Below are 25,938 nucleotides of genomic sequence, written 5' to 3'. Positions count from 1 at the left end.
ATGCGGTGGGTCAAGCGTGCTCAGCTGCCTGGCTGGCTGGCACGATAACCCAAGTGTGCCCCGATATGACGACAGTGCGTCAGGTCATCTCGGGAGCCGTCCGGTTGGGCCCAGGGACGCCTTCAGGCGTCGTGCGATGTGCCGGATCAGTCTCTCCAGATCCCCGCAGTACACGGACGGGTTACGGAAACCGCTGCCGGCGTCGCGGTAGCGGTGGGCGTAGTTCCCGCCGCCGCAGACCTCCACCAGCGCACAGGCGCGGCACCGGTCGCCGAGCCCGTCCCTGCCCTGTCTGCGCGCGGCCATGCCCGGGTGCGCGAGGGCTTCGTCGAAGCTGTGCCGGAAGACGTCCAGGCCGGTTGCGGCCGCTCCGTCGTAGGCGGACTTGAGCGAGTCCACCTGCTCGATGGCGCCGTCGGTGTCCACCACCAGGGCGACGACGGGTGAGAGCCCGACCGCTTCCGTGGAACTGGGCCGCCCCAGGAGCAGGCCGATGATCTCGGTGAACAGCCGGACCCGCAGCCCCTGTCCCGGACCGTCCCACCAGAGGTCGAACGCGGTGCACAGCCAGTCTCCGTACGGGGCGGGGCTCGCCGCACCGGCGAGGGCCGGGGGCGGGCTGGACCAGTTGGCGTGCGGGAGGAGGAAGTCGAGCATGGGAGGGCCCATCGCCCGCAGGCTCCGGTAGACCTGTGCCGGATCGGCGGTGAGATCGATGGTGCACAGGATGCCCGCGAACGTTCCGGGGTGCCCGGCCAGCAGCCGTGCGGCGCGGGAGGCCGCGGGCCAGGAGGACCGGCCCGCGTGATCGGTCCGGCGGCGGTTGAGCCCGGCGGTGCCGCCGTCCAGGCTCAGCCCGATCCGGAACCCCGCGTCGGCCAGCGCCCCGAGCGACGCGGCGGTGAGGAGGGTGCCGTTGGTCTGCACCCCGAAGTGCACCGCGCACTGCGCGGGGACCGCCGCCCGGATGGCCTGCGCCTGGTCGAGAAGCGGGCCGGGCCCGGTGAGCAGGGGCTCTCCGCCATGCAGGTCGATGCGGATCTCATGGAGCCGGTGGGCGCTGACGTGTTCGGCGATGCGCAGGGCGGTCTGGCGTACGGTGCCCGGCGGGGCGGCCCGCGGGCGGTGGCGCCAACTGCGGTCCGGGCTGGTGTAGATGTAGCAGTAGGTGCAGGCGAGGTTGCAGCGGCTGTGCAGCTTCAGGACGAACTGCCGGAAGGGGACCGCGGTGGCCCGGTCGGTCTCGCACACCACGACGCCGCCCCCCGCCTCCGTCGACGTCCGGACACCCGGTCGACGCCCGCTGCTCCATACATGGCTCGCCCCTCGACAAGGCAACCGAAGTCGGTCGACAGCTGGCCGAATTCATTAACCTATTGCCCAAATTCAGTCGTTCAGGACGGGTCGGCGGAAACCCACATGCCCGGTCCGTCGTCGTAGTAGGCCACCGCTTCGCCCGCCGGCACCCAATTGCGCACCAGCAGCGCCGCCACCTCCCGGAGCATCGGATGCCCCGTCCTCTCGGCCAGCGCAGCCACATCGACCCCGTCGAAGACCGGCAGCCGCTCGGCCGACGGCACCGGCGGGTCGGCGACCACCGGTTCGGTGCGGGGGGTAGTCGCCACGCTGCTCTCCTCTGGCCGGCTGGACGTGTGTGTTCCCGAACTCCCGTCCACAGAAACACGTTCCGGTGTGGACTGCCAGGCAGCCGGACGGGGGCGCGGGGCGGTCAGGTGGTGGTTTCGAGGGCGCGCATGCGGGCGCGGGTGCGCTGGGCCTCGTCGCCGGTGTCCTCGGCGGCGCGCTGCCACTGTTCCCAGCTCTCGCGGTAGGCGTGCAGCGCGGAACGGGGGCCTGCGGTGACCTCCAGGACCTCGCCGCGGCGATGGTGGGCACGGGCGGCCAGCAGCGGACTGTCGGCCCGCCGGGCGGCCGCGGCGGCGCGGCGGAAGCAGGCGGCGGCCCGGTCGTGGCGCTCACGGGAGTCGAAGCGGCGGTCCAACAGCAGCTGGACATCGCCCACTTCGAGCCAGGCCTCGGCCGAGACCGCGTCCGGTACGTCCACACCGCGGGCGGCCAGCTCCAGGATCCAGTCGGCCTCGTGCAGATCGGCGAGCGAGGGCTGGCGTTCGTAGCGCAGCCGCAGGGCGCGGCCGAACAGCAGGCGGTGGTTGCCGAGGTCGGGGTCCTGCGGCCCGACCCGGCCCAGTGCCTCGCGCAGGACGTGCACCGCCTCGTTGGCCAGCCGTTTGCCCGGTCCGTCGGCCGGTTCCAGCCGGGCACGCAGCAGCAGCGCCGCGCCGCGTTCGGCGAGCAGCGAGCTGTGCTCGGGCGAATCGGGGGTGGTCAGACGCAGCGCGGCGGCCAGCGCGGCAATGGCGGCGTCCAGGGCGGTCAGCGAACCGGTGCGGGTGTGCACGGCGCGCTGCACGGCGGCCGTACGGCGCAGACCGGCCGCTTCCAGCGCCCGGTCGTCGAGTTCACGGGCCATCGCACGGGCGCGTTCGAGGGTGGGCAGCACGGACGGCAGTCCCGCGCCGCCGTTCAGCTGGCGGGCCGCCGCGAGGTCGAGCAGCGTCTCGCAGACCAGCCGGTCGGCGGTGCTGCCGCGGCGGCGCAGCAGGACGGTGGCGGTGTCGAGGTCGTCGGCGGCGCGGACGGCGAGCGCCTCGACGGGGCGCGGCCCTTCCCCCTGGCCACTGGCGGCCCGGCGGGCCTGGTCGAGCAGGACGCCGCCCCGGGCCGCATAGACCTCGCCGGGCACCTGCTCGCCGCTGGGCCATTGGTCGAGGAGCGTGGTGAGGGAGCGCTCCGCCTCGTCCAGGGGGTCGTCGGCCGCCATGTCGCCGTCCTGCGGAGGGGCGGCGGCGGGCAGGGCGGCCAGTCGGCGCAGGACCTCGGTGCGGAGCACGATGCTCTCCAGGACGCGGGGGTCGAGCAGGCTCATCAGCCCGCAGGCGGCGTGCAGATGGCGGGCGGCGTCGGCGAGCGCGGTGCGCTCCTCGGCGGGCGCGCCGGCGCTGCGGCGTTCCTGGGCGCGGGCGTGGCCGACCCGGCCGAGCACGATCAGCGCCCGGGTGCGCTCGGCCTCCCGGCCGGTGGCGGCCTCCTGGTCGTCGGCGGCGCCCTGGGCCGTGGCCCGTTCCGCGGCGCGTCCCGCGCGCTCCGCCTCCTCCAGGGCGTCCGGCTGGCGCCACTTCGCCCAGGCGTGCAGCAGGGCGCGGGCGAGGTCCGTACCGGCCACGGGCAGCCGTTCGGTGGCGGCGCGCAGCAGCCGGACGGCCTCGATCAGGTCCCGGACGGCGCGGTCCTGTTCGTAGCGCTCCAGGAGGGCCGCGCCCTCCGCGGCGGGGCCGTCGGACACATACGGCTGCCGGGCGGGCGGGCGCAGGGCCGGTTCGAAGCGGCGCAGCACACGTTCCGAGACCCGGGCGAAGGGTTCGGGGACGGCGCGCTGGCCGGTCTCCGGCTCACGGCCGCTGCCGGAGAGCATGGCGACCGCGACGGCCGGGAAGTTGCGGGCGCTGCGGCCGAAGGTGCGCTCGACGTAGAGCGAGCAGTGCTTGAGGACCAGGGCGGCCTCGCCCGCACTGAGCCGGCCGAGGAGTTCGTCGCGCACGCCGGGCACGAAGTCGTACCAGGGGCCGCTCACCCCGGCCTGCTCGCCCGACGGCCGTTCGTCCACGGGGAGTTGGGCGACCAGGCCGCTGAGCAGCACCTCGGCCAGCTCGGCCGGGCCGGTCTGCGGCAGCATCGCGCGCTGGACGAGCTGGATGACGGGGAGGGCGAGCGGGACGGCCGAGAGGTGGACGGCGAGCAGCCGGGCGGCGGGGGAGGCCTGCTGGTCGAACTCGCGGACCATACGGGCCGGTGCGGCGGGCCCGGGCACCGGCGGCGGTCCGGCCGGATGCCCTTCGCCGTGGTCGGCCCGGACGACGGAGGCCGCGCCGCGCAGCGAGAGACCGGCGTCGGCGGCGGCCAGCCGGGCCCAGGAGCCGAGGGCGGAGGGGGTGGCGGAGAGGACCGGAATGGCGCGTTCGCGGGGCGTTTCGGACGGGGCGCCCGGTGCCCCTGCGGGACGCCGGCGCCGGCGGGCCGGCCGGAAGTCGAGGGCCTGGTAGGGGCCCTGGCGGCGGACGAGGGTGCCGGCGGCGGCGGGCAGCAGGGTGCGCGCCCACATCCGCTGCGGCAGCGGCTGGACCACGGCGAGCGGGGCGTCGGCCGCCCAGCGGTAGAGCAGCCGCTGCATCCGCCCGTCCCGCCACAGGGGGCCTGCGCAGTCGCTGACGACGAGGGTGAGGTGGTGGCCCGTCGGGTCGTGCAGCTGGTCGGCGGGGCGCAGCGGGCGGCCGGGGCCGGGGGCCGCCGCGACGCCGATGTCCGCGCCGTGCGGGTGGAGGTAATGCACCGTCACATCGCGGAAGGCGCCGACCCGTTCACAGACCTGGCGCAGGTCGTGCAGCATCTGCTCCCAGACGGCCATCGAGGACGAGCCGTCCATCAGCAGCCGCAGCCCGGCCGCCCGGCGGTGCACCCCGCGCAGCACCGGGATGATCATTTCGGCGTGGGCGGAGAGCTCGGCGGTGGCGGGCTCGTCGAGTGTGCGCCGGACCGGGGCGACCGGGGGACGGTAGCGCTGGATGGGCCGCAGCGCGCGCTGGAGCGGCAGCAGCCCGGGGAACGCGGAGGCGATCGGGACGGCGACCTCGCCCAGGCGCTGCCGGTCCGGGTCGGGGAGCCGCTCGTCCCGGGTGGGCAGCAGCTCCGCGACGCGGCGCCGGGCGCTGTCCCGGAGGGCGGACGAGGACGGGTCGGCATCGGAGGGACCGGCGCCGCTGCCCGCCGGCAGTGCACCACCGGGAGCCACGGATACGGCCGAACCCACCCGGAAAGTGGCCGGATCTGTACTGTCGTGGCCCTTCGCACGGAGGGGCCCGGCGTCCGCGGGGCCCTCCGCCCGTGACCCGCCCGGGGTGATCCACTGGGCGAGCCAGAGGGCATCGGCCATCCCGCGGGCATCGGCCGGCAGCCCCGCCGCCGTCAGCCGGGCGACGAGTTCGTCGAGGGGGCCTGGGCCGGGCTCCCCGAGGGGCACCGCACTCACCTCGTCCGATCAAGAGGCCGCATCAGCTCCGCCGTCAGACGACGTCGGGTCTCCTCCTCGTCCTCGTCCGTCCAGCCCGCCTTCTGTGTGAGGTGGATGGCGTTGAACAGCTGGTCGACGGCGCGCACATCGCCGGGCTCGCGGTCCAGGAAGCGGTCGATCACCGCTTCGTAGCGCTCGGCGGCCCCCTCACCGAAGTGGGCCCGCACCATGGCCGCGAGCCGCTCCTTGTCGGGAGCCGGGATGTGCAGGTGGATACAGCGGCGCAACAGGGGTGCCGGGAAGTCGCGCTCGCCGTTGCTGGTGAGCACGATGAAGGGGAAGGCATGGCAGCGCACCCGGCCGTCGCGCACCGTCACCCGCGCGCCGTCGTCGCTGAGCACCTCCACCTCGGGGGCGGATCCGGCCAGCCGCTCCAGCTCCGGAATCCGGAACTCCCCTTCCTCCAGCACGTTCAGGAGGTCGTTGGGCAGATCGATATCGCTCTTGTCGAGCTCGTCGACGAGCAGCACGCGGGGCCGGGCGGCGGGCAGCAGGGCCGTACCGAGCGGGCCGAGGCGGATATAGCGGCCGATGCCGCCGCCGGGTTCGTCGGTGGGATCCGCGTCCGCCACCGTCGCGCCGTCCCCGGCGGCCGGGTCGGCGCGGGCGATCTGGAGGTCCTGGAGGCGGCCGATGGCGTCGTAGTCGTACAGGCCGTCGCGGAGCGTGCTGCGGCTGACGACCGGCCAGCCGAGCACCCGGCCGAGGCCGAGTTCATAGGCGACCGAATGCGCCAGGGTGCTCTTGCCGCTGCCCGGAGCGCCGGTCACCAGCAGCGGCCGGCGCAGATAGAGGGCGGCATTGACCAGCTCGCGCTCGGTCTCGCCGGGGCGGTGGTGGCTGGCTTCCCGGTGCTGCACACCGAGCCTGCGCTCGGAGGAGGGGTCGAGGGCGGCCGGCGGCGCCACGAGGGGGCCGCCGTCGAAATCACGCCATGGTGGTGGCGGCGGAAGGTGCTCAATTCCGTCGTGCGGTGCCCCCGCGCCACGGTAGATGAGCCAGTCGCTCACGTCGGAACTCCTCGTCGCCGGCCAGGCCTCGGTCAGGAGCGATGGTCATGGCGGATCGCCGGAGACGTCGGCATCGTCCACCCCGGCCTCCCCCACGTCCGCCACCCACGATCACGCACGTGCGCAATCACGAACTCGTCTTCCACGACGCTATGACAGTACCCAGCCGGACGGAAGCGCACGGGGCGGTTTCCGGTCTCCCCTGAGGGCATCACAGGCGGCCAAGTGCCCTGTCCGGGGCGCGACTTGCCGCACGAGGGGCGGAAACGGCCGGGGCGGGCACCGGGCGCGTGCGAGGTGTAGGGGGCGTGCGCGGCGCCCGGACCGCTCCGGGGGCGGCTCCCCGGTCCGCTCATCGCGGAGAGAGCTGCGGGCGGTCCGTGAAGAGGGGCGGAATCGGGTCCTCCGGGTCGTCGTAGAGAAGCACCAGATCGCGGGCCCAGTGCGCGCCCTCCTCCGCGGCCTCGGCGGCCTTGGCCCGCAGCTGCCGGACCAGCTCGGGGAGCCGGGCCACCCCGCCCGAACCCTGGAGCAGCTCCCGCACCCCGCGGTGGAACTCCTCGCAGCCGGCATCGCAGTCCCGCTCCTCGCCGTGGCCGGCAGCCGGCCACAGACCGGCCGGGAAGCCGGTGTCCAGGGCGACGCCGACCGCGTCCCGGCCGAACCCGTCGGCGACCGCATGGCACAGCGCGGGCAGCACGCCCTCGCCGGCCGTCTCCAGCAGCCGCCAGATCGCCTCCACGGAGCCGGGCCGTGCGCCGTCGCCCGTGCGCGGCGCGAGGCGCAGCGCACGGAGTTCCCGGGCCGCGGCCAGGCCCTGCCAACGGCGCAGCCACGCCGGGTCGACCTGCTCGCGCCGTCCCTGGTCGCGCAGGATCACGGCGCGCCCGGGGCCCACCGGCCGCAGCCTGGCGGTGCGCCGGGTCGAGGCCGCGACCTCCCACTGGCCGGCGGCGGTGTGCCAGTGGCCTTCGGGGACGGCGACCTCCAGCCGTACCCGGGCGCCCGGCCCGGCGTCGCTGTCGGCCCGCAGCAGCCGCCCGCCGAGCCGTCGCAGCACCTGCTCCCGCGCCTGCTCGAAGGGCACCCCGCCGGCCGACTCCTGGACGTCCACCCGCAGCCACTGCCCTTGGCCGTAGCCCTCGCTGACCGACCAGTTGAACAGCTCCTGTCCGCCCTCGTCGTAGAACAGCGGCTCGAACTCGACGAGCACGGAGCGCGGGCGGCGCCGTACCGGACCTATCCTGCGGCGGTCCTGCGGCAGCAGCACCACCGCCTTGGCCTGCACGAACTCCGCGAGGCGGGTGGCCTGCTCGCGTACCGCAGCGGCCTGTTCGCCCGGTACGTCGCGCACCTCGTCGGCGGTCAGCTGCGCCACGATCCGCAGGTAGTGCACAAAGGCGCGCAGCTCCGTGTACGGGTCGCTGCCCTGGTAGAGCGCGCCATGGCCGTCCCGCCAGGTGCGCAGCGACCAGGCCCCGGGCCGGTCCCCACGGTCCAGCACCTCGCCGACCGCGGCCTCCACGACCAGCGGATCGCGCGGTGCGGGCAGGTGGGCGAGCAGGTCCAGCGCCTGTAGCCGCTCCTGTACGCCCCACAGGCGGCCACGGCCCGCCATGATCGCGTGCTGGGCATCGAACCAGGTGGGCCCGACGGCACGGCCGAGGTCCTGACCGGCCCAGTGCCAGCGGTCGTGCAGGCTCATCAGCGCGTGATACGGGTCGGGGCCGAGGCCCTCGGCGCCCGGGACCAGGTGTTCAGGGCCCAGCCCGCGCAGCGCGGTGACCGGCACCGCGAGCCCGACGTGGTCCTGTTGGTGGCGGCCCTTGACGATGCCGACCACCTCGCCGCGGTCACAGTCGATCAGCGGCCCGCCCGAGGCGCCGGGCATGACCCGGACATCGCTGCCGAACTGAAGTCCCCGGGCGTCGCGGGCCCCGAAGCGGACCGCGATGAAGGTGTCGACGGGGGTGACGGGAGCGCGCGGGGCGGCGAGCGTGCCGTGCCCGTCGCCCGGCCCGCGCACACCACGGCCTCCGTCGGGCCCGTGCAGGCCGTGCCCGCCGTCCGAGCCGCTCCGGCCGGGCCCGCCGTCCGCCTCAGGGACACCGCGGCCCTCGCCCGCCCCGTGGCCGCGGCGTCCGTCGCGTGGCTTTCCTGCGCCACCCGTGTCACCCGTGTCGCCTGTGTCGCCTGTGTCGCCTGCGTCACGTATGACGCGTTCCCGGGACCGGCCCGCGTCCGCGCCCCCGTCCCCACCACCGCTCCCGCCGCCCCGCCCGGCGGCGTCCGCATCCTCGCGTCCTTCCCCGCCCCCGCCCCCGCCCCCGCCCGCCTGATCGTGCCCGCGGAAGATGTACGCGTCCTCCAGGAGCGTCGCCGGCTGATCGCTGAGCCAGGCGCAGGGGTGGTCGGTCTCCGGGTCGAGCAACCGGACCAGTGCGAGGTCCGCGCGGGCGGCGGCGGGGCCGGCTTCCGGGGCGGGGCGGCTCAGGTCGTATGCCAGCCGCGCGGGCACCACCCGGCCGCCGAACACGACCCCGAAGACACCGTCCGGGCCCGTGTCACGGCGTCGCCCATCGCTCGCCGCCAGCACATGGGCGCAGGTCAGCACCCATCCCGGAGCGATCAGCACCCCGCTGCCCCATGACCGGGTGGCGGTCGCGCCCGGTGCGGCGCGCAGTCCGACGGTGGTGCGTCCGGCGTGGTCGAGGAGCTGTGCGTAGTGGGCGCGGTCACCGCGGACGGCGGACCGGCCCTCGGATGTCGTCATCAGCGGCTCGCATCATCCGGCTCCGGGCGGACGGCCGCGGATCCCCCGTGCGCCTCCTCCGGTAACGACGTCCCGTCCCCGCGCCGCCAGGTGAGCGTGACGGAGAGGTTGGCCTTGGCCTCGCCGTCCGCGAGCAGGGCGACGGCCTTGCCCGGCTTGGCCGAGAACTCCACGCCGAAGGTCACGCTCGTCTCGTGCGGGGCGACCCGCTCGGTCGCCCGGCGGACGCTGGCGGCGACCCCGCCGATCACCTCGCGGAGCCCCTCGACCCGGGCGCCGAGCGCGTCCCAGGCGCCGACGTCCTCGAATTCGCCGTCGGTCCCGTCCATGTCGTCCGGGCCGTCGAGCCCCGGGGCGTCGAGCCGGGAGACCCGGGCCCAGACTTCCGTACCGTCGGGCAGCTCGATCCGCTGCGCGCGATCTTGCATCACGGCCTCCTGCTCCCCGTGGGCGGCAATTCCCCCATTGCCGCAGGACCGTTGACAGGTGATCAGGCTAGCCTTCGGGCGCCTGTGGCGCGAGAGGTCCGTGAGCCTGCCTATCCTGGCCGGGAATAGCCCATGACCCCTGGTGGAGAGCGCGTGTATTTCACTGACCGTGGCATCGAGGAGCTGGAGAACCGACGCGGCGAGGAGGAGGTCACCCTCGGGTGGGTGGCCGAGCAGCTGCGTACGTTCGTCGATCTCAACCCGGACTTCGAGGTACCGGTGGAGCGGCTGGCCACCTGGCTGGCCCGGCTGGACGACGAGGACGAGGACGAGTAGCGGGCCGGGCCTGCCCCGGCATACGGCGGGGCAGGGGCCGGCCCGGGCCCCGGCCCCGGGCGGCAGGTGGCGCACGGTCCGTGCGGCGTTCCCGGAGCGTGAACGGCCCGCCGCGCGGGCGGCGGACCGTTCACGGAGGGACCTGGATCAGGAGTATCAGGAGTAGTGGAGCGCGATGCGCAGCCGCGCCTTCACGTTGCGTTCGGCGTGGGCCGCCGCGCGCCCGGCCCGGGAGTCGTGCTCGGCGTAGGCCCTCTTGTTGTGGTGCTCGGCCGCCTCCACTCCGTCCCCCGCACCATCGAGCGCGTGCCGGATCTCCGCAGCGTGCCGCGCGCGCCGGCAGGCCCCTTTCGCCTGGACGACGTACTTCTGGGTCGCCTTGTTGTGGCCGATGGCCTTCTTGTAGCTGTGGCGGTTGTCGGCCGACAGTGCCTTGTTGTTCGACGCGTTCGCCTTGACGACCAGGCGATGACAGGCGGAGGCCGCGGAGGCGGAAGCGGTGGCGGGCGCGGCGTGTGCCGACGCGACCGGCCCGGCCACTGCGGCACCGAGCACCAGAACCGAGAGCAACCCCGTTGTGTTACGCATGTGTTCGACTCCTTCATGGCATGCGCCACGACGTCAAATGACACCGCTGAAGACTGCGCCACGGCATTGGACGGTTCCCCTTTTCACGCCTGAGACGACCGAGGACGCAAAGGAACGGCGCACCCCGGACACGCTCCCCGAACGAGGCACTTGACTTCACCCATCCGCGATATATCGTGTCTGGAATAGACGCGATATGTTGCGTTGCAGCAAGGCAGGGGAGGCAGGCATGTCAGCCGGGACCGAGTGGTCGCACCAACCGACGCAGGTGACCTCACCACGCACTCTGGAGGTCACCGAACCCGTCGGCGCCGTGAACGTGCGCGTGGTCAACGGCACCGTCAACGTCGTCGGCACCACGGACGGCGGTCCGGCCCGCCTGGAGATCAGCGAGCTGCACGGCCCGCCGCTGACCGTCTCATGCACAGACGGCACACTCTCGATCGCCTACGAGGACCTCCCCTGGAAGGGCTTCTTGAAGCTCCTCGACCGCAAGGGGTGGAACCGCAGCGCGGTGGTGTCGGTGACGGTGCCGGCCGGCACCCGCGTAGAGGTCGGCGTGGTCGGCGCCGGCGCGGTGGTCTCCGGCATCTCGGGGCGTACGGACGTCCGCGGCGTCTCCGGTGACAGCACGCTCGTCGGCCTGACCGGCGGGGTGCGGGCCGACACCGTTTCCGGCAACGTCGAGGTGCAGTCGGTCAGCGGCGATCTGCGCTTCCACTCCGTCTCGGGGGATCTGACGGTCATCGACGGTGCGGGCGGCGCGGTGCGTGCCGACTCCGTCAGTGGCGACATGGTCCTCGACCTGGCCCCCGCGAAGGGCGCCGACATCACCTTGACGACGGTCTCCGGGGAGGTCGCCATCCGGCTGCCCGATCCGGCGGACGCCACGGTCGACGCCAACACCGCGAGCGGCACGGTCTCCAACGCCTTCGACGATCTGCGGGTCAGCGGCCAGTGGGGCGCGAAGAAGATCACCGGCTCATTGGGCGCGGGCACCGGCAGACTCAAGGTCACCACCGTCTCCGGCGGTCTGGCCCTGCTGCGCCGCCCCTCCTTCGGGGACGAGGACGGTCGGCACGGCGCCCCCGGCGGCGGCCCGGCCCCCGGTCCGCACGAGGACTCCCCCACCGACCCGCCCGCCGAGAAGAAGGTGCTCTGAGCATGCCCCCCGTCTTCGCCCATGGCCGCCTGCGTCTCTACCTCCTCAAGCTGCTGGACGAGGCCCCGCGGCACGGCTACGAGATCATCCGCCTCCTGGAGGAACGCTTCCAGGGCCTCTACGCCCCCTCCGCCGGCACCGTCTACCCCCGGCTGGCCAAGCTGGAGGCCGAGGGCCTGGTGACCCACGCGACCGAGGGCGGCCGCAAGGTCTACTCCATCACCGATGCCGGACGGGCCGAACTCGCCGACCGTGGCGGCGAGTTGGCGGACCTGGAAGTGGAGATCCGGGAGTCGGTCGCCGCGCTCGCCTCCGACATCCGGGAGGACGTGAGCGGTTCGGCGCGGGACCTGCGCCGCGAGATCCGGGAGGCCGCCCAGCAGGCCCGCAAGGACGCGCGAGGAAGCGGGAAGACCGGGCGGAGCGGCGCCGGGACGACGGACGCCCAGGACGACGCGGCCGGGCGGCCCTTCCCGGAGGCCTCCGACTACTTCGACGCCGCGTTCGGCGACAAGGAGTCCTGGCGGCAGGCGAAGGAGGAGTTCCGGCGCGCCAAGGAGGAGTGGAAGGAGCAGGCCCGGCGGGCCAAGGAGGAGAGCCGGCGCGCCCGGCAGGACGCCCAGCGGGCCCGTAAGCAGGCCAGGGACGCCCAGGTGTTCGCGCGCGAGGAGGTCCAGCGGGTCATCAAGCGCGTACAGGAGCAGACCCAGGGGGCGGTGCGGTCGGGCGACTGGTCGGGCGCGGTGCGCGAGGCACTGTCCGAGGTGTCCCGCGAGGTCGGCCGCTTCACCGGCGGCCAGTCCGGGGCCGGGCACGGCGGCGCACCGGACGGCTCCGGGCACGGCGGCGCGGAGAACGGGACCCGGGTCACGGTCGAGCGCGTCGACCTGACCGAGGAGGGCGCCGAGGAGGGCCCGGCGGCCGGGGCTCCGCCGGCCCCGGAGTGGGCACAGGAACCGGCCGGCGACAACCCGGCCCGCGACTTCGACCGGCTGCTGGATCGTTTCCGCGACGATCTGCGGGACGCGGCACGCGACCACGGCGTCACCGCCGAGCAGCTGAAGGAGTCCCGCCGCAGGCTGTCGACGGCCGCCGCCCATATCGGCGCACTGCTGCGTCATCCGGAGCAGTACGCGTCCTCCGCGGACCGGGACGACTGAGCGGTACGCGTCCCCCGCGGACCGGGACGAACGGAGCGGTCCGGGGCCGTGCCGGGGTGGGTGCACCGCATGTGCGCCCGCCCCGGCACGGCCGCCCCGTTCAGCCCCCGGCGCCCGGGATCTCCGGGGCCCCGACGCACTTCCGCAGCGCCCCGATGAGCCGCTCGGCCCGCTGGTCACCACTGACGCCCATCCGGTTGGCGGTATAGGCGAAGCCGACGCCGAACTCGTCGTCCCCGAAGGCGAATTGGCCGCCCGACCCGCTGTGCGCGAAGGAGCGCGGGCCGAGCAGCCGGCGGAACGCCGAGTCGAGGAGGACGCCGGTACCCCAGCGCGCGCCGAGGTCCGGGAAGCCGGACCACGAGGGGCCGCCCGACAGCGGGGCGAGCGCGTCGGTGACGGTGTCCTCGGACAGCAGTCGCGGCCCGCCGTCCACGCCGGTCGCGACCGCCGCGTACAGGGTCGCCAGCCCGCACGCCGACGACACCGCGCCCGCACCGGGGAATTCGGCGGTCAGCAGGGCAGGTGAGTTGTAGCCGTGCGGATCGTCGAGTCCGGGGAAGGGCAGTACGCCGTTCATCGTCAGGGCCCGTATGGGCAGCAGGTCGAGGTTCGTCATCGGGGCCCGTCCCTCGGCCTCCACGAGCCGGGCCAGCCGCGGCACTTCCTCCTGCGGCATCCCGATCCAGCTCCGGAGCCCCAGGGCGTCGCCGATGGCCGCACGGAAGTAGGCACCGGGCGTGTGGCCGGTCAGACGCCGGATCACCTCGCCGACGAGGAAACCGAAGACGTGGGCGTGGTACTCGTGTGCGGTCCCGGGCTCCCAGAGGGGCTTCAGCTCCTCCAGGGCACGGATCACCGGCGTCCAGGCGGTCAGTTCCCCGAACGTCAACTGCCGCTCGACGAGCGGGATTCCGGCGGTGTGGGCGAGCACCATCCGGGTGGTGATCCCCTCCTTGCCGTGCCGGGCGAACTCCGGCCAGTAACGGGCCACGGGGGCGTCGAGGTCCAGCTTCCCCTGCTGTGCGAGGAGATGGGCCGAGAAGCTGACGACGGCCTTGGCGAGGGACATGACGGGAAGGACGGTGTCCTCCTGCCACTCCCGCCCGGTCCGGTCGTCGGCGATCCCGCCCCACAGGTCGACGACCTTGCACCCGCCCACGAACACGGCTGCGGCGGCGCCGAGTTCACCGCGCTCGGTGAAGTTGCGGGCGAATTCGTCCGCGAAGGCTCCGTACCCCTCGTCGGCCCATCCGTGGTACGTCATCCGGCGCTTCCTATCCATGGTCACCTCGCCCCCCCCGTGGGCCGTCGGCCGGGTCACCCTACGTACGGGGCCACCCGGACACGATCGAATCCGGGGCCCGGAGGAATCCGGCCACCGGGCCGCGACGGCCGAAAGCGGTGCGGCCCCAACCCGGCCCCGGCTACGCACAGTTGGCATCCGCGGCCTGGATTCACGCGGCGTAATCGGGGAAGTCACTACTTCGCACGGCTTTTCGCCCGGCGCCGGGTTCCAGGGAGCCCCGACTGCCCGATTCCGCGGACCGACAGCCGTGTTCCCGACCCCGGTCTCCCCTCTGTCTGCGCACGCATCGTGAAGGCCATGAGGTAAAGCGATGTCGGAATACCTTTCGGTCGCCCGCCGGATGTGGCACCTGCTGGAGCCACTGCACGCCACGCTGTACTTCGCCCCCGAGGCCCGTCAGGTCGCCGCCGACCTCGGCCATGACGTGTCCTCCCGCTGGCCCAGCTATTTCGCCTGGCGTACGGCTCCGCTGGGCGCCGCCGGGCCCGAGCTGGTGGCCGCGACGTACTACACCTTCAGCCCGCGGATGATCGCCCGCCACCTCCCGCGGATCTGGACCGTCGCGGACCCGGCCAAGGTGCTGGACGCGCGGCTGCTGGCCATGGACCGTGCGCTGACCGCCCTGACCGACGGCCGGCTGAGCGCCGCGCAGCTCGCCGAGGCCGCCCGGCTCGCCCGCCAGGCCGCCGAGAACGCCGGGACGGCCGCCCGCCCGCTGGCCGCCGCCAATCGCGATCTGCCCTGGCCGGACGCACCGCATCTGGTGCTCTGGCAGGCCGCGACGGTCCTCCGCGAACACCGCGGCGACGGTCATCTGGCGGCCCTGCTGACCTGCGAACTCGACCCCTGTGAGGCCCTGGTGTCGTTCGCCGCGATCGGCGCCGCGCCGGCCGCCGACTTCGTGGGGCGCGGCTGGAGCGCTCAGGAGTGGAGCGACGCCCGGCACCGCCTCGCCGCCCGCGGCTGGATCGCTCCGGACGGCACCGCCACCGAGCGCGCCCGCAAGGAACGCGAGGCGATCGAGCGGACGACGGACCGGCTGGCGGCCGGCCCGTGGCGGGCACTGGGCCACTCCCGCGCCGAACGGCTGGCGCAGCTGCTCCACCCCGTCCTCGGCGCGGTCTTCGAGGCCGGATATCTGCCCCGGCACGGCACGCTGGGAATCGGGACGGTGAAGGTCGGCTACCCGTAGGGGCGCGCCTTGCCGGGACAGCCGTAGGGGCACACGCTGCCGGGGCGGCCGCAGGGGGCACCTACCGGACAGGCCTGCCTCAGGGGGACACTGCCGGACAGGCCGGGCGCGCCCTTGCCTACGGCCCGCCCCCGGCCGCCTCAACTCGCGCGCCTGCCCCGGGCCTCGTCGAGCACCCGCACCACGTCGCCGTACGTCACCCCGTGATCGGCGAGCACCGCGGCGGCCGGTCCGGGCCTGGCGGTCAGCGCCATCAGCAGATGCTCAGCGCCGATGCAGCGCTCGCTGCGGCCGACCGCGATCCGCAGGGCACGCTCCAGCACCGACTTCGCCTCCGCGGTGAACGGCCGACGCGTCCGCTTCCGGCGCCCGGCCCGCCCGTCGTCGGCCAGCGCGCCCTCCCCGTGCGCCTCCTCCACCCGCGCCACAACCGCACTTGACGACGCAGACTCCCGCACACCGCCCTCCCCGCACGGAACGGAGCCCCGATGCCCCGCACCACCGACTTCCCCGACGCCCGCCGGCGGGGCTGCTCGGCGTCCATGTGCACCTGAGCCAGGACGGTGCACGGGTGCTCCTCCACCAGGAGTGGGCCGGCACTTCGGCGTGGCGGGAGTCCACCGGCCATGGAGCGTCCGCGCGCCTGAGCGCGACGATCGAGGCTCTGGAGGGCGTATCGCCCACTCCGGCCGTATGCGCTGCGCCCGCGGCGGCGGATCCTCCAACGGGCGAACACCCTGACGCGCCCGAGGCGCGCGACGTGCCCGACGTACCGCAGTATCGCCTGCACGCCTCCCTGCTCAACATCCCCGCAGCGGCCGCCGGGACCGCAGCCGCAGACGGGCAGCAGCCCTAGAGGGGCGCCCCTCCCCTCAGGGCTGGAGGCGCCTCCCCCTAGAGGGGGTCTGGACCGGCGGCCGACAAGGCGATCACCGCCGCGGTGCCGTCCGTCCACAGGTCGGCGGCGGCCGCGTCCGGCCCCGTCAGCAGCGCCGCGTCGAACCGCTCCAGCTGCGCCCGGTGTGCACCGTCCTCCGCGAGCCGGGTACGCCCCTCGGCCGCCACCACCAGGACGTCCTGCGGACCGTCGGCGCCCTCGGCACCGCCGTCAGCCGGCTGCCGCCGCGACCACACCACCCGGCTTCCCCGCACCATCTCCACGGTCGCCGCCGCCCGCCCCTCCCGGAGCATCACATTGAGGTTGACCACGGGGCCGTCCAGCAGACGGGAGTCGGTGGCGGCAGCGCCGGGGAAGGCGAACGGCCGGCAGCGGTCCGGGAGCAGCCACGGGGCGCCGTCCACCGTCAGCTCCAGCCCGGCGCCGTCGACGACGGTGAGGATCCGGCGGACGCCGGGCAGCGGCGAGTACGGCCCGTCCCGGGTGACGTCCGCCAGACTGACCCGCCAGGCGAAGTCGTCCCAGCCGGCGCCCGGCGGATGGACGGCGATCTCGCGGGTCACCCCGCCACCGTTGCTCCATGGCATGGCGGAGCGCCCTTCCGCCCGCAGGATCCGCACCGTTCCGCCCCCTCAAGAATTGACGAACCGTCAGTCGCCGGCCGTCACCCGCCAGTCGTCAGACCGTCAGTACGACCTTGCCGAACAGCTCGCCCGCCGCCATCTTCGTGAAGCCCTCTCGCGCCCGGTCCAGCGGCAGCGTCGAGTCGATGACCGGCCGGATGCCCTTGGCCGCGCAGAAGCTGAGCAGCGACGCCAGCTCCTCCTTGCTGCCCATCGTGGAGCCGACGATCTTCAGCTCCAGGAAGAAGATCCGGTTGAGCTCCCCGCTCTTCGGGGTGAAGCCGCTGGTGGCGCCCGAGATGACCAGAGTGCCGCCGGGGCGCAACGACTTGATGGAGTGCGACCAGGTGGCGGCACCGACCGTCTCGATCACCGCGTCCACCCGCTGCGGCAGCCGCTCGCCGGTCGCGAACACCGCCTCGGCGCCCAGCTCCAGCGCCCGCTTGCGCTTGGCCTCGTCCCGGCTGGTGGCGAAGATCCGCAGCCCCGCGGCCGCGCCCAGCACGATGGCGGCGGTCGCAACGCCGCCGCCGGCGCCCTGCACCAGCACGCTGTCCCCGGGCCGTACGCCCGCGTTGGTGAACAGCATCCGGTACGCGGTCAGCCAGGCGGTCGGCAGACAGGCGGCCTCCTCGAAGGACAGCTCCTTCGGCTTGGGCAGCACATTCCAGGCCGGGACGGTGACCTGCTCCGCGAAGGTGCCCTGGTAGCGCTCGGTGAGGATGGAGGGCTTCTCCTTGGGGCCGACGCCGTGGCCGGTCTGCCCGATGACGGAGTGCAGGACGACCTCGTTGCCGTCCGCGTCCACCCCGGCGGCATCGCAGCCGAGGATCATCGGCAGGCTGTCCTCGGTGATCCCCACTCCGCGCAGCGACCACAGGTCGTGGTGGTTGAGGGAGGCGGCCTTGACGTTGACGGTCGTCCAGCCGGGGCGTACGTCGGGGGCGGGGCGCTCCCCCAATTCGAGGCCGTTCAGCGGCTGGTCAGGGTCGATGCGGGCGGCATAGGCAGCAAACATGATCCCAACGTAGGCCGCGGACGGGCGCTGCGGTACCGCGTACGGGTGTGACACGCACCGCGCCCTCGGCCACCGGCACCCGGCACCCGGCACCCGGCACCCGGCACCCGGCACCCGGCACCCGGCACCCCAAACGGGCCGGGCCCGCACCGGTGAGGGTGCGGGCCCGGCCCGTTGGCGTACGACACCTGGCGCCGCGGTCAGCGGCGCGCCACGCCCTCCGCACGGGCGGCGGCCGCGACGGCGGCGGTGACGGCCGGGGCGACCCGCTCGTCGAACGGCGAGGGGATGACCCGGTCGGCGCTGAGTTCATCGGCGACGACGGCGGCCAGCGCCTCGGCGGCGGCGAGCTTCATGCCCTCCGTGATCCGCGTGGCCCGCACCTGCATGGCGCCGGCGAAGATGCCCGGGAAGGCCAGCACGTTGTTGATCTGGTTCGGGTAGTCGCTGCGCCCGGTGGCGACCACGGCCGCGTACTTGTGCGCGACATCCGGGTGGATCTCCGGGGTCGGGTTGGCCATCGCGAAGATCAGCGAGTCCTTCGCCATCTTCGCCACCGCCTCCTCCGGCACCGTGCCGCCGGAGACACCGATGAAGACATCGGCGCCCTCCAGTGCCTCCTCCAGCGAGCCGGTCAGCCGGCCCTTGTTGGTGAAGCCGGCCACCTCGCGCTTGACGTCCGTGAGGTCGCTGCGGTCGGCGGAGACGACGCCCTTGCGGTCGCAGACCGCGACATCTCCGATGCCCGCCTCGATGAGGATCTTGGCGATGGCGACCCCGGCCGCGCCGGCACCCGAGATGACCGCCCGCAGCTGGCCGAGCGACCGGTCGGTGAGCTTGGCCGCGTTGCGCAGCGCGGCCAGCGTGACCACGGCGGTGCCGTGCTGGTCGTCGTGGAAGACCGGGATGTCCAGCTGCTCCTGGAGCCGGCGCTCGATCTCGAAGCACCGGGGCGCCGAGATGTCCTCCAGATTGACTCCGCCGAAGGACGGGGCCATCCGGACCACGGTCTCGATGATCTCGTCGGTGTCGGTGGTGCCGAGCGCGATCGGCACGGCGTCCACACCACCGAACTGCTTGAAGAGAATGGCCTTGCCCTCCATCACGGGGAGGGAGGCCTCCGGGCCGATGTCACCCAGGCCCAGCACCGCGGTGCCGTCCGTGACCACGGCGACGACCTGGGACTTCCAGGTGTAGTCGTAGACCAGCTCGGGCTGTTCGGCGATGGCGCTGCACACCTTGGCGACGCCCGGTGTGTACGCGAGGGACAGGTCGTCCTTGTCGCGGACCGGCACCGTCGCCTGGATGGCCATCTTGCCGCCGCGATGCAGCGCGAAAGCCGGATCGAAGGCGTCGGGCGCACTGCCCGCACCCGCACCGGTATTGCTGTCGCTGCGAGGATTGACGATCTCCGCTGCCACTTGTCTTACCCCTTTAATCGTAAATCTGCTGAGGGTGGCCACTCCCTGGTTGAGGGGTGGGCGGGCACCGCGTCCGCGCCGTGCGCAGCAGATGACCGCCGCGCGCGGGGAGGTACGGACGCCGGGCGCGCCGCACACGCGCCCTGAGCCCCGGATGAGGGGTGTAACGCACCTTTCTACCGGACGGGCGCGGGACCCGACGAGTCAGATTCCCCACCCTCGGCTTCAGAGTTCCGACAATAACCGCGAAATGCGCAAAAAACTCAGAAGAGCTATCCCTCACCAGTCCGGACTTCGAGACACCCGGAGCCGCCGGGCGGCCCGGGACATACCGCGGCACGGGGGCTCCCCTTGCGGCACAAGGCCGCCGCCCCCGCCGCTCCGTCCGTTATCCGATTTTGACCATTACGACAGTCCGCATTCCGGAGTACGGATGGCAGGATTCCGTCACCAACCGAGGTCACGACGCTCGAAGGTGTGCCTCCGGCCCTTTTGTCGCGTCTTTGTCACGTCGGCTTCTCCATCCGCAGGAGGATCAGCATGACCGCAAGCACCACCCGTCGCTCGGCCGTCGGCAGGTCTCGCACAGCCGTGGCCGCGGCGACCGCGGTCGCCGCCTCGCTGCTGTTGCTCAGCGCCTGCGGCGACCAGACGGACGCGGCCATCGCCAAACGTGAAGCGAAGAAGAACCGCAACGTCAATGCGCCGCTGTTCAAGAAGCTGCCCAAGGACGTCCAGGAAAAGGCCATGCTCCAGGTCGGTTCGGACATCACGTATAAGCCGGTGGAATTCCGCTCCAACGGCAAGGTCGAGGGCATCGATCCGGATCTCGCCGAGGCGATGAGCAAGGAGCTGGGCATCAAGCTCAACTTCAACAACGCCACCTTCGACACCCTCATGGGCGGCCTGAAGTCCAAGCGCTACGACATCGCGATGTCGGCGATGACGGACACCAAGGAGCGCCAGGAGGGCATCGACAGCAACACCGGCAAGAAGATCGGCCAGGGCGTCGACTTCATCGACTACCTCAACGTCGGCGTCTCGCTCTACGTCCAGAAGGGCAAGGCCAACGGCGTCGACGGCTGGGAAACCCTGTGCGGCAAGAAGATCGCGGTGCAGCGCGGCACCGTCTCGCACGACCTGGCCAAGGACAAGTCGAAGGCCTGTGAGAAGAACGGCGAGCAGCCGATCTCGATCGAGGCGTTCGACAACGACTCCGAGGCCCAGACCCGGCTGCGCACCGCCGGTGTGGACGCCGTCTCCAGCGACTACCCGGTCGCGGCGTACGCGGTGAAGGTCTCCGGTGGCGGCAAGGATTTCGAGATGGTCGGCGGCGCGCCGCTCAAGGCGGCCCCCTACGGCATCGCGGTTCCCAAGGGCAAGCAGCAGCTGCGTGATGCGCTCCAGGCCGCGCTGGAACTCGCGATCAAGAACGGCTCGTACGCCAAGGTCCTGGACAAGTGGGACGTCAAGGATGCCGCGGTCAAGAAGGTGGAGCTCAATGGCGGCTCCTGAGCCGCCGGAAGTCGTCCCGTCCCCTCCGCGCCCCTCCCGCCGAATGCTGAAAGGCAACACCCGTGTCAGTTGACGTCGACAAGTCGCCGGCGGACGCTCCGCCGCCCCAGCCCGAGCCGATCAAAGCCATCCCCGTCCGCCATTACGGCCGGTGGGTGGCGGCGATCGTCGTCATCGGGCTGGTCGCCCTGCTCGGCCGGGCCTTCGCCTCCGGGAACGTCAACTGGGACGCCATCCCCGAGTACATGTTCAATGCGGACATCCTCAAGGGCCTGCGCAACACCCTGCTGATCACCGTGCTGTCGATGATCATCGGTGTCGTCCTCGGTGTGATCCTGGCCGTGATGCGCCAGTCCAAGAACCCGGTGACCTCGACCGTCGCCTGGTTCTACGTCTGGTTCTTCCGCGGTACGCCGGTCTATGTCCAGCTGTTCCTGTGGTTCAACCTGGGCCTCGTCTTCCAGTACATCGACATCATGCCGATCTACAAGGACGAGTGGTCGGACTTCATGACCCCGTTCCTGTGCGCGCTGCTGGGCCTCGGCCTCAACGAGGCGGCGTACATGGCGGAGATCTGCCGGGCCGGTCTCAACGCCGTCGACGAGGGCCAGACCGAGGCGGCGCACGCGCTGGGCATGAGCCATGCCAAGACGCTGCGCCGGATCGTGGTGCCGCAGGCGATGCGGGTGATCGTGCCGCCGACCGGCAACGAGGTCATCAACATGCTCAAGACGTCCTCGCTGGTCATCGCCGTCCAGTACTACGATTTGCTACAGGCCGCGCAGAACGTCGGACGGGACTCCGGCGTCGTCGTGGAGATGCTGATCCTCGCCGCCGTCTGGTACCTGATCGCCACCACGGTGCTGAGCATCGGCCAGTACTACCTCGAGCGCTACTACGCCCGCGGCTCCAGCCGCCAGCTCCCGCTCACCCCGCTCCAGAAAGCCAAGGCGAAGCTGTCCGGCGGCTTCAACCGCCCCGGAGGTGTCGGATGACCAGCAAGATCACGACGAGCAAGGCCGCCGGCACGAGCGGCGGTCCGATGGTCAAGGCCGAGGGCGTCCACAAGTCCTTCGGCGCGGCCCACATCCTCAAGGGCATCGACCTGGAGGTCGCACCGCGGGAGGTCTTCTGCCTGATCGGCCCGTCCGGCTCCGGCAAGTCGACGTTCCTGCGCTGCATCAACCACCTGGAGAAGGTCAACGCCGGCCGGCTGTCCGTCGACGGCGAACTGGTCGGCTACCGCGAGCACCACGGCAAGCTCTACGAGCTGCGCGACAGGGAGGTCGCCGCCCGCCGCCGCGATATCGGCATGGTCTTCCAGCGCTTCAACCTCTTCCCGCACATGACCGCGGTGGAGAACATCATGGAGGCGCCGATCCAGGTCAAGGGCGAGTCGAAGTCCGCCGCCCGGGAGCGGGCGGTCAAGCTCCTGGACCGCGTCGGACTGTCCGACAAGGCCGCGAACTACCCCTCGCAGCTCTCCGGCGGCCAGCAGCAGCGCGTCGCCATCGCCCGTGCGCTGGCGATGGAGCCCAAGCTGATGCTCTTCGACGAGCCGACCTCGGCCCTCGACCCGGAGCTGGTCGGTGACGTCCTGGACGTCATGAAGGATCTGGCCGCGGACGGTATGACGATGATCGTCGTGACCCATGAGATGGGCTTCGCCCGTGAGGTCGGCGACTCGCTGGTCTTCATGGACGACGGTGTGGTCGTCGAATCCGGCCACCCGCGCGAGGTCCTCGGCAATCCGCAGCACGACCGGACGAAGTCGTTCCTGTCGAAGGTGCTGTAGCAACACGACGGCCCCGGGACGCGACGGCCCGGCGCGGGCCGCGGCGGCTTCGGCCGGTGCGGCACCGCCGGCCGCCGCCGCGGGGGCACCCGCCCTCGCGGCGGATTCTTCCTCCCGCGGCGGGACCTTCTCCTTCCGGAGAGCGTCCCGCCGCGGTTCGTCGTTTCCCGTTCCGCCCCGACGCCGCTGCGGCGCGTCAGGCCCTACTTCAGGCCCAGCACCAGCGCATCCGTGGGCGAGGCCCATACCGGCCGGGCCTCCGCGAAGCCGGATTCGCGCAGGACGGCCGCGTGCCATGCCGCCGAGGGGGTGTCGCCGTCCGCGTGCTCGCCGTAGATCTCGAAGCGCTCGGCGGTCGGCGCGGCCAGCCGCGGGTCGGCAGCGGCCAGCTGCCACCACTCGGCCCAGTCGACGGCGCCGGACGCCTTCGCCTCTTCCATGCGCGCATGCCGGAAGGCCCGCTCGGCGGCGTTGATCCGCGGGGTGCCCTCCTCGGGCATGTGGTCGGCGTTCATGAAGACCCCGCCGTCCCGCACCAGGGTGCCGAGCTGCCCGTACAGCCCCCGGAGGTCCTCGGTGTACAGCCAGTGCAGCGCGGTGGCGGTGAGCACCGCGTCGTACGAGTCGTGCGGCAGCTTCTCCGTCCACCGGGGGTCCTTGAGATCGGCCCGTACGAAGCGGACCCGGGACTCGCCTTCGAAGTACCCTTCCGCGATGGCCAGCAGCGCGGGATCCAGATCGACGCCCACACTCTCGGCCTTGGGGAACCGCTTCAGCAGCCGGTCGGAGATACTTCCCGTACCGCACGCGAGGTCCAGAACCCGGGGCTCGGAGCCCACCAGCGCCTCGACCATGTCCAGCATCACCCGGAACCGCTCCTCGCGGTCGGGGAGATACCACTCCTGCTGGCGGTCCCAACTGTTCTGCCACGCCTGCCAATCGGCGCCGACGACGGTCTCGGTCATCGCTTCCCCTTCAGGCCGTAATACCCTCGCACTAAGGACACCCCTTACTACGAGCAAGTACCCGCACCTTAGCCCCCGCCCGTAAGGACTACAAGTGGAACTGGCCTATTACTCGGACTATGCCGTGCGACTGGTCAACACCGAGCAGCCCGAGCGCGGCACCGACAGCCTCACCTCGGTCGAGGTCGTACGGGAACTCTTCGGCCCCGCCCAGCAGGCCGCCCGGCGCGCGACCGAGAGCGACGTGACCCGGCTGCGCACGGTCCGCGCCCGGCTGCGCGCCGTCTTCGAGGCCGCCGACGCCGGCGACGAGGTGCTGGCCGTGGACCTGCTCAACGCCCTGATGATGGAGTTCCCCGTCAGCCCGCAGATTTCCGGCCATGAATACCGGGACGACAACGGCCGCCCCGACTGGCACATGCACATCGCCGACCACGCCGCCAACGCGACCGCCGGCTTCACCGCGACCGCCTGCATGGGCCTGGCCTTCCACCTCACCGAGCTGGGCGTGGACCGGCTGGGCATCTGCGAGGCACGGCCGTGCCGCAACGTCTACCTGGACACCTCGACCAACCGCTCCCGGCGCTACTGCTCCGACCGCTGCGCGACCCGCGCCAATGTCGCCGCCTACCGCGCCCGCAAGCGCCTGGAGAGCGAGCGCTCGGCCCTCACCGGCCGGACCGCCGACACCACCCAGGACAGCACCCCGGCGACCGACCGCTGAATCCCCCGCGGCGGCCGCACCCGCACCCAGGCGCGGGCGAGGACCAGTTCGTCCGGAACCACCCCGAATTCCCGGCTGTCGTTCTCGACGAACGGATTGTCCCCCTGCACCCACCAGCCGCCGTCGCACCGCTGCACGGCCCGCTTGACGATCAGCAGATCCTGCCGGAACGGATGCCGCAGCACGACCACGGCACCGGGCCGCACCGCCGCCCCGTACTGCACCACCAGCTGATCGCCGGGCCGCAGTGTCGGCACCATCGACGGGTTGTAGACCTCGGCCAGCCCGAAGGCGCGAAGGAGCCCGCCCCGCTCGTGCCCCGTCTCCGGGTCCTCGCCCCGCTCCGGCCCACGCTCATGTACCCGCTCCGGCATCCCGTACCTCCCGGCCCAGCCCCGGTCCGACCCGCTCACCGGTCCATCCTCCATCAGTCCCGCTCCGGCCCCGGACTTTTGCCCTAAGACCCCCGGGCCGACCACGAAAAGCCTTCCCGCACCGAGTAATCTCGCACCTGAGAAGACGATCACGAGGAAGGACTGAACATGCTTTCCCGCCTGTTCGCCCCCAAGGTGAAGGTCAGCGCCCACTGCGACCTGCCCTGCGGCGTGTACGACCCTGCCCAGGCCCGCATCGAGGCCGAGTCCGTCAAGGCCGTCCAGGAGAAGTACCAGGCCAACGAGGACGCGGACTTCCGCACCCGCGCCGTCCTGATCAAGGAGCAGCGCGCCGAGCTGGCCAAGCACCACGTCTCGGTGCTGTGGAGCGACTACTTCAAGCCCCCGCACTTCGAGAAGTACCCGGAGCTGCACCAGCTGATCAACGACACCCTCAAGGCCCTCAGCGCCGCCAAGGGTTCCCACGACCCGGCGACCGGCCAGAAGGCCCTGGACTACATCGCCCAGATCGACAAGATCTTCTGGGAGACCAAGAAGGCCTGATCTCCGGCTAGGCCGTACGACCTGCGATTTCGCCGGTCACGCCGCCTACCTGTCCGCACCCGGTCCGCACGCCGCCCCACAGGGCGTCCGTGGTGGAGCGGGTGCGGTCTTCTTTTGCGGCATGGGTGCGAAGGCGAGGTACTCGGGCCTGGCGGTTCCTCGAACGGCGACTCGGGGCCGAGGCGGCTGCCGGAACTGCTTGCCGCGGCAGAGGATGATGACGGAGCGTTTGAAGAGCTGATCGCTTTCCGCGCGGCACACTGGCTCGCCGCCTTCGACATCATCGACGCGGACCGGGGGTCTTTGACCGGTCAGAAGACCGACGACGAGGGGACGCAGGCCGCCCGAGTGCGGCGAACGGTCAAAAACAACCTGATGGCCATGCGGAACCACCGGCGGAAGGCCGTCGGCGTACTGCGGGAGCTGGCATCCGCGATGGACGAGGGCGACCGGAGGCCGCGAAAGGTAGCGGAGTCCGGGGAGCCTCTCGTCGAGCCGATGAACCGCGCCTGGTTCAACCGCGAGTTCCCGAAGGAATCGGGCGCACGAACCCGAGGATCCTCCGTGCCGCGCACACGGGGCAGCGGCTCGGGCGGCCCTGCGCCCACAGCGTCGACCGGCAGCTCGCCGTCGTCTGGGACATCTGCCGGCGCCGGGAGAGACGGGGCGGGGGGGGCCACGAAACAGCGGGCCAGAATGCCTCGGTCACGGGGAAGGGCAGCGGACCCCACACGTCCGGGGGGTCGATTGACCTCGCCGCTGCCGACCACCCGTCCGGGGATGCCCCTTCTGCGGAGAGCCCTGGCGCGCACGGTTCCGCTCCCCAGGGCGACGGCGTCTCGGGCCTTCCTGCATTGACCGAGGAACTCGAGCAGAAGGTCAGGCTCCTGGTCGAGGAGGTATCCGCGCTTCGGACGGTCACGGAGCGTCTCGCAGA

General features: G+C 72.5%; 24 protein-coding genes. 10 read left to right on the top strand and 14 right to left on the bottom strand.

What is annotated here, in order from left to right:
* Positions 1-84: 84 nt before the first annotated feature.
* The 6 genes from IF67_RS0103070 to IF67_RS0103045 all read right to left on the bottom strand — a co-directional run bounded on the left by IF67_RS0103070 (position 85) and on the right by IF67_RS0103045 (position 9,357).
* Positions 85-1,254 carry an FxsB family cyclophane-forming radical SAM/SPASM peptide maturase gene (locus tag IF67_RS0103070; RefSeq protein ID WP_030981806.1) on the bottom strand — a complete coding sequence of 390 codons (1,170 nt, stop codon included), beginning with the start codon at positions 1,252-1,254 and terminating at the stop codon, positions 85-87.
* Between the two features lie 140 nt (positions 1,255-1,394).
* Entirely contained in the window at positions 1,395-1,625 is a 231-nt protein-coding gene (locus IF67_RS0103065; RefSeq protein ID WP_030981805.1) for a YxD-tail cyclophane-containing RiPP peptide, read from the bottom strand.
* Between the two features lie 104 nt (positions 1,626-1,729).
* Positions 1,730-5,095, bottom strand: a complete 3,366-nt coding sequence (locus tag IF67_RS0103060; protein WP_063754290.1) for an SAV_2336 N-terminal domain-related protein — start codon at positions 5,093-5,095, stop codon at positions 1,730-1,732.
* A gap of 5 nt (positions 5,096-5,100) precedes the next feature.
* Positions 5,101-6,156: an AAA family ATPase gene (locus tag IF67_RS0103055; protein WP_030981803.1), complete on the bottom strand. Its 1,056-nt coding sequence runs from the start codon at positions 6,154-6,156 to the stop codon at positions 5,101-5,103.
* Positions 6,157-6,508: 352 nt separating this feature from the next.
* Positions 6,509-8,929 carry a trypsin-like peptidase domain-containing protein gene (locus tag IF67_RS0103050; RefSeq protein WP_030981802.1) on the bottom strand — a complete coding sequence of 807 codons (2,421 nt, stop codon included), beginning with the start codon at positions 8,927-8,929 and terminating at the stop codon, positions 6,509-6,511.
* On the bottom strand, positions 8,929-9,357 hold the full coding sequence (locus IF67_RS0103045; RefSeq protein ID WP_030981801.1) for a CU044_2847 family protein: 429 nt from the start codon (positions 9,355-9,357) through the stop codon (positions 8,929-8,931). The genes IF67_RS0103050 and IF67_RS0103045 overlap by 1 nt, the downstream gene beginning before the upstream one ends.
* A 153-nt stretch (positions 9,358-9,510) precedes the next feature.
* Here IF67_RS0103045 and IF67_RS0103040 point away from each other — a divergent pair, with 153 nt between their 5' ends.
* Positions 9,511-9,693: a DUF6104 family protein gene (locus IF67_RS0103040; RefSeq protein WP_030981799.1), complete on the top strand. Its 183-nt coding sequence runs from the start codon at positions 9,511-9,513 to the stop codon at positions 9,691-9,693.
* A 156-nt stretch (positions 9,694-9,849) separates the two neighbouring features.
* Here the strand turns inward: IF67_RS0103040 and IF67_RS0103035 are convergent, their stop codons facing one another.
* Positions 9,850-10,281 carry a hypothetical protein gene (locus IF67_RS0103035; RefSeq protein ID WP_158713030.1) on the bottom strand — a complete coding sequence of 144 codons (432 nt, stop codon included), beginning with the start codon at positions 10,279-10,281 and terminating at the stop codon, positions 9,850-9,852.
* 229 nt (positions 10,282-10,510) lie between these two features.
* Between IF67_RS0103035 and IF67_RS0103030 the strand changes: the two genes are divergently transcribed.
* Both IF67_RS0103030 and IF67_RS0103025 read left to right on the top strand, forming a co-directional pair.
* Positions 10,511-11,443 (top strand): DUF4097 family beta strand repeat-containing protein, encoded by a 933-nt coding sequence (locus tag IF67_RS0103030; RefSeq protein WP_030981796.1) that lies wholly within the window; start codon positions 10,511-10,513, stop codon positions 11,441-11,443.
* Between the two features lie 2 nt (positions 11,444-11,445).
* On the top strand, positions 11,446-12,603 hold the full coding sequence (locus IF67_RS0103025; RefSeq protein WP_030981795.1) for a PadR family transcriptional regulator: 1,158 nt from the start codon (positions 11,446-11,448) through the stop codon (positions 12,601-12,603).
* 100 nt (positions 12,604-12,703) lie between these two features.
* Here the strand turns inward: IF67_RS0103025 and IF67_RS0103020 are convergent, their stop codons facing one another.
* Complete coding sequence (locus IF67_RS0103020; RefSeq protein WP_030981793.1) at positions 12,704-13,870, bottom strand: serine hydrolase domain-containing protein; 1,167 nt, start codon at positions 13,868-13,870, stop codon at positions 12,704-12,706.
* Positions 13,871-14,222: 352 nt separating this feature from the next.
* Between IF67_RS0103020 and IF67_RS0103015 the strand changes: the two genes are divergently transcribed.
* Entirely contained in the window at positions 14,223-15,104 is an 882-nt protein-coding gene (locus tag IF67_RS0103015) for an SCO6745 family protein (protein ID WP_030981791.1), read from the top strand.
* A 140-nt stretch (positions 15,105-15,244) separates the two neighbouring features.
* On the opposite strand, the gene IF67_RS0103010 is transcribed toward IF67_RS0103015, so the two are convergent.
* A complete protein-coding gene (locus tag IF67_RS0103010) occupies positions 15,245-15,532 on the bottom strand; it encodes a Clp protease N-terminal domain-containing protein (protein ID WP_420708589.1) in 288 nt (95 codons plus the stop codon).
* 143 nt (positions 15,533-15,675) lie between these two features.
* On the opposite strand from IF67_RS0103010, the gene IF67_RS0103005 reads away from it, so the two are divergent.
* Positions 15,676-15,960 carry a hypothetical protein gene (locus IF67_RS0103005; protein ID WP_030981786.1) on the top strand — a complete coding sequence of 95 codons (285 nt, stop codon included), beginning with the start codon at positions 15,676-15,678 and terminating at the stop codon, positions 15,958-15,960.
* A gap of 38 nt (positions 15,961-15,998) precedes the next feature.
* Here IF67_RS0103005 and IF67_RS0103000 read toward each other — a convergent pair whose 3' ends face one another.
* The 3 genes from IF67_RS0103000 to IF67_RS0102990 all read right to left on the bottom strand — a co-directional run bounded on the left by IF67_RS0103000 (position 15,999) and on the right by IF67_RS0102990 (position 19,064).
* Positions 15,999-16,589 (bottom strand): HutD family protein, encoded by a 591-nt coding sequence (locus IF67_RS0103000; protein WP_078889267.1) that lies wholly within the window; start codon positions 16,587-16,589, stop codon positions 15,999-16,001.
* Positions 16,590-16,680: 91 nt separating this feature from the next.
* On the bottom strand, positions 16,681-17,643 hold the full coding sequence (locus tag IF67_RS0102995) for a zinc-binding dehydrogenase (RefSeq protein WP_030981782.1): 963 nt from the start codon (positions 17,641-17,643) through the stop codon (positions 16,681-16,683).
* A gap of 200 nt (positions 17,644-17,843) precedes the next feature.
* Positions 17,844-19,064: an NAD(P)-dependent malic enzyme gene (locus IF67_RS0102990; protein ID WP_030981781.1), complete on the bottom strand. Its 1,221-nt coding sequence runs from the start codon at positions 19,062-19,064 to the stop codon at positions 17,844-17,846.
* 540 nt (positions 19,065-19,604) lie between these two features.
* Here IF67_RS0102990 and IF67_RS0102985 point away from each other — a divergent pair.
* The 3 genes from IF67_RS0102985 to IF67_RS0102975 all read left to right on the top strand — a co-directional run bounded on the left by IF67_RS0102985 (position 19,605) and on the right by IF67_RS0102975 (position 22,374).
* Entirely contained in the window at positions 19,605-20,579 is a 975-nt protein-coding gene (locus IF67_RS0102985; RefSeq protein WP_030981779.1) for an ABC transporter substrate-binding protein, read from the top strand.
* Positions 20,580-20,641: 62 nt separating this feature from the next.
* Positions 20,642-21,574: an amino acid ABC transporter permease gene (locus tag IF67_RS0102980; protein WP_030981776.1), complete on the top strand. Its 933-nt coding sequence runs from the start codon at positions 20,642-20,644 to the stop codon at positions 21,572-21,574.
* A 47-nt stretch (positions 21,575-21,621) separates the two neighbouring features.
* Positions 21,622-22,374, top strand: a complete 753-nt coding sequence (locus tag IF67_RS0102975; protein ID WP_030981774.1) for an amino acid ABC transporter ATP-binding protein — start codon at positions 21,622-21,624, stop codon at positions 22,372-22,374.
* A gap of 203 nt (positions 22,375-22,577) precedes the next feature.
* Here IF67_RS0102975 and IF67_RS0102970 read toward each other — a convergent pair whose 3' ends face one another.
* A complete protein-coding gene (locus IF67_RS0102970) occupies positions 22,578-23,339 on the bottom strand; it encodes a class I SAM-dependent methyltransferase (protein WP_030981773.1) in 762 nt (253 codons plus the stop codon).
* A 94-nt stretch (positions 23,340-23,433) separates the two neighbouring features.
* On the opposite strand from IF67_RS0102970, the gene IF67_RS0102965 reads away from it, so the two are divergent.
* On the top strand, positions 23,434-24,063 hold the full coding sequence (locus IF67_RS0102965) for a CGNR zinc finger domain-containing protein (protein WP_030981772.1): 630 nt from the start codon (positions 23,434-23,436) through the stop codon (positions 24,061-24,063).
* Here IF67_RS0102965 and sodX read toward each other — a convergent pair.
* Positions 23,967-24,437: a nickel-type superoxide dismutase maturation protease gene (gene sodX, locus IF67_RS0102960; protein WP_037838622.1), complete on the bottom strand. Its 471-nt coding sequence runs from the start codon at positions 24,435-24,437 to the stop codon at positions 23,967-23,969. The genes IF67_RS0102965 and sodX overlap by 97 nt on opposite strands.
* Positions 24,438-24,605: 168 nt before the next feature.
* Here sodX and sodN point away from each other — a divergent pair, with 168 nt between their 5' ends.
* Positions 24,606-25,001, top strand: coding sequence for a superoxide dismutase, Ni (gene sodN, locus IF67_RS0102955; RefSeq protein ID WP_018087486.1), 396 nt, complete (start codon positions 24,606-24,608; stop codon positions 24,999-25,001).
* Positions 25,002-25,938 lie beyond the last annotated feature (937 nt).

It is taken from the genome of Streptomyces sp. NRRL S-1813, from assembly GCF_000719605.1.
In the GTDB taxonomy this organism is placed as follows: domain Bacteria; phylum Actinomycetota; class Actinomycetes; order Streptomycetales; family Streptomycetaceae; genus Streptomyces; species Streptomyces decoyicus.
This window is presented reverse-complemented; position numbering and strand designations above follow the sequence as displayed.

Bases quoted from the DNA above. Each gene is read 5' to 3' on its own strand.
- sodX (WP_037838622.1), bottom strand. From the start codon at position 24,437: ATGCCGGAGCGGGTACATGAGCGTGGGCCGGAGCGGGGCGAGGACCCG.
- IF67_RS0103050 (WP_030981802.1), bottom strand. From the start codon at position 8,929: ATGACGACATCCGAGGGCCGGTCCGCCGTCCGCGGTGACCGCGCCCAC.
- IF67_RS0103020 (WP_030981793.1), bottom strand. From the start codon at position 13,870: ATGACGTACCACGGATGGGCCGACGAGGGGTACGGAGCCTTCGCGGAC.
- IF67_RS0103015 (WP_030981791.1), top strand. From the start codon at position 14,223: ATGTCGGAATACCTTTCGGTCGCCCGCCGGATGTGGCACCTGCTGGAG.
- IF67_RS0103045 (WP_030981801.1), bottom strand. From the start codon at position 9,357: ATGCAAGATCGCGCGCAGCGGATCGAGCTGCCCGACGGTACGGAAGTC.
- IF67_RS0103025 (WP_030981795.1), top strand. From the start codon at position 11,446: ATGCCCCCCGTCTTCGCCCATGGCCGCCTGCGTCTCTACCTCCTCAAG.
- IF67_RS0102995 (WP_030981782.1), bottom strand. From the start codon at position 17,643: ATGTTTGCTGCCTATGCCGCCCGCATCGACCCTGACCAGCCGCTGAAC.
- IF67_RS0103035 (WP_158713030.1), bottom strand. From the start codon at position 10,281: ATGCGTAACACAACGGGGTTGCTCTCGGTTCTGGTGCTCGGTGCCGCA.
- IF67_RS0102985 (WP_030981779.1), top strand. From the start codon at position 19,605: ATGACCGCAAGCACCACCCGTCGCTCGGCCGTCGGCAGGTCTCGCACA.
- IF67_RS0103030 (WP_030981796.1), top strand. From the start codon at position 10,511: ATGTCAGCCGGGACCGAGTGGTCGCACCAACCGACGCAGGTGACCTCA.
- IF67_RS0103000 (WP_078889267.1), bottom strand. From the start codon at position 16,589: ATGCCATGGAGCAACGGTGGCGGGGTGACCCGCGAGATCGCCGTCCAT.
- IF67_RS0102975 (WP_030981774.1), top strand. From the start codon at position 21,622: ATGGTCAAGGCCGAGGGCGTCCACAAGTCCTTCGGCGCGGCCCACATC.
- IF67_RS0102970 (WP_030981773.1), bottom strand. From the start codon at position 23,339: ATGACCGAGACCGTCGTCGGCGCCGATTGGCAGGCGTGGCAGAACAGT.
- sodN (WP_018087486.1), top strand. From the start codon at position 24,606: ATGCTTTCCCGCCTGTTCGCCCCCAAGGTGAAGGTCAGCGCCCACTGC.